Source organism: Candidatus Cloacimonadota bacterium, assembly GCA_034661015.1.
Taxonomy (GTDB): domain Bacteria; phylum Cloacimonadota; class Cloacimonadia; order JGIOTU-2; family JGIOTU-2; genus JAYEKN01.
Genome location: JAYEKN010000079.1, coordinates 1 through 1,741, shown reverse-complemented (window position 1 = coordinate 1,741; position 1,741 = coordinate 1). Strand labels below are relative to the sequence as shown.

Sequence of the window (1,741 nt, the reverse complement as noted above, 5' to 3'; positions counted from 1 at the left end):
TAACGATAGAGTTTTACGGACCTAAAGAACATCCAACAAAAAGAATCAGTAATAAGAATCTAGAAGTTTCTGTAAATGATGCTGTAAATGATGCTGTAAATGATGCTGTAAATGATGCTGTAAATGATGCTGTAAATGAGAGAATCAAACAACGTTATAAAAAAGAACTTCAAATGATATTTGAAGACGGTAGTATAAACATAAATTCTATAATGAATGAATTGGATATTTCGAGAGCACAGGCTCAAAGAGATATGAAAACGTTGAAAATACTAGGTTTTGTGATATTTGTAGGAGCACCTAAAACAGGAGCATATCACTTTACTGAGAAGTATAAAGGAATCTTTTATGAAAAATAATATATACAAATTGAATTATCAAAATGCTACCAATAAATTAAATAATGATGCTGTAAAAATGAGGACAAATAAATGAGTAATACAGCGAGTATAATTTCAAAAGTATGGAGTTTTGCGGGAATTCTCCGTGATGACGGAGTTGGTTACGGAGATTATTTAGAGCAGTTAACTTATCTGCTTTTTCTAAAAATGGCAGACGAATTTGCTAAACCCCCTTACAACCGAAATATAAATATCCCTGATGAATTCAATTGGGAAAACCTGATTTCTAAACGAGGTGCAGAACTGGAAGTTCATTATTCAAAACTGCTTCGTGAATTGGCAAAAGCAAAAGGAACTCTGGGGCAAATTTTTTTGAAATCACAAAATAAGATTCAAGACCCTGCCAAGCTTTATAAAATTATCGATATGATAGATAAAGAAGAATGGACTTTGATGGGTTCCGATATCAAAGGAAAAATTTATGAAGGCTTGCTCGAAAAAAATGCAGAAGATACTAAAAGCGGAGCAGGACAATATTTTACACCGAGAGCATTAATAAAAGCGATGGTAAAATGCGTTCAGCCAAAACCACAAAAATCTATTTGTGATCCCGCTTGCGGAACAGGTGGTTTCTTTCTGGCTTCTTATGATTTTATCGCTGATAAACGATTGAACAGAGAAGAGAAAGAATTCCTGAAACTTAAAACTTTTTTTGGAAATGAGATTGTTGCTAACACACGCAGAATGTGTTTGATGAATATGTTTTTGCACAACATCGGAGAAATTGACGGGGATAGTTTCATTTCTTCCACAGATGCCTTAATTGCCGACACAGGAAAGCGATATGATTATGTTTTGGCAAATCCGCCTTTCGGTAAGAAAAGCAGTATGACTTTTACAAATGAAGCAGGAGAGCAGAAGAAAGATACTCTTGTTTATAATCGTCAGGATTTCTGGGCAACAACTTCCAATAAACAATTAAATTTTGTGCAGCATATTCACACGCTCTTAAAATCTGATGGAAAAGCAGCGGTTGTTTTACCTGACAATGTTCTGTTTGAAGGCGGAGCCGGTGAAACCGTTCGTAAGAAATTATTGGAAAATACACAACTCCATACAATTCTAAGATTACCAACAGGAATTTTTTATAAGCAAGGTGTAAAAGCGAATGTTTTGTTTTTCGATAATAAACCAGCCAGTAAAGAGCCTTGGACAAAAGAAGTTTGGATTTACGATTTCCGAACAAATATCCATTTTACACTAAAAAAGAATCCGCTAAAATTTGAAAATTTGAATGATTTCATTAAATGCTACAATCCTGAAAATCGTTTTGCCAGAAAAGAAACATTCTCTGAAGAAAATCCTGAAGGTCGTTTCAGAAAATATAATTACGAAGAAAT

Annotated in this window: 2 protein-coding genes; both read left to right on the top strand. The window is 33.9% G+C overall.

The window, feature by feature from the left end; genetic code table 11:
• Positions 1-359 (top strand): HTH domain-containing protein (locus tag U9P79_02720; GenBank protein MEA2103543.1); only part of this gene is annotated, 359 nt, incomplete at its 5' end.
• Positions 360-431: 72 nt separating this feature from the next.
• Positions 432-1,741: class I SAM-dependent DNA methyltransferase (locus U9P79_02715; GenBank protein ID MEA2103542.1), on the top strand; the 1,310-nt coding region annotated here is incomplete at its 3' end.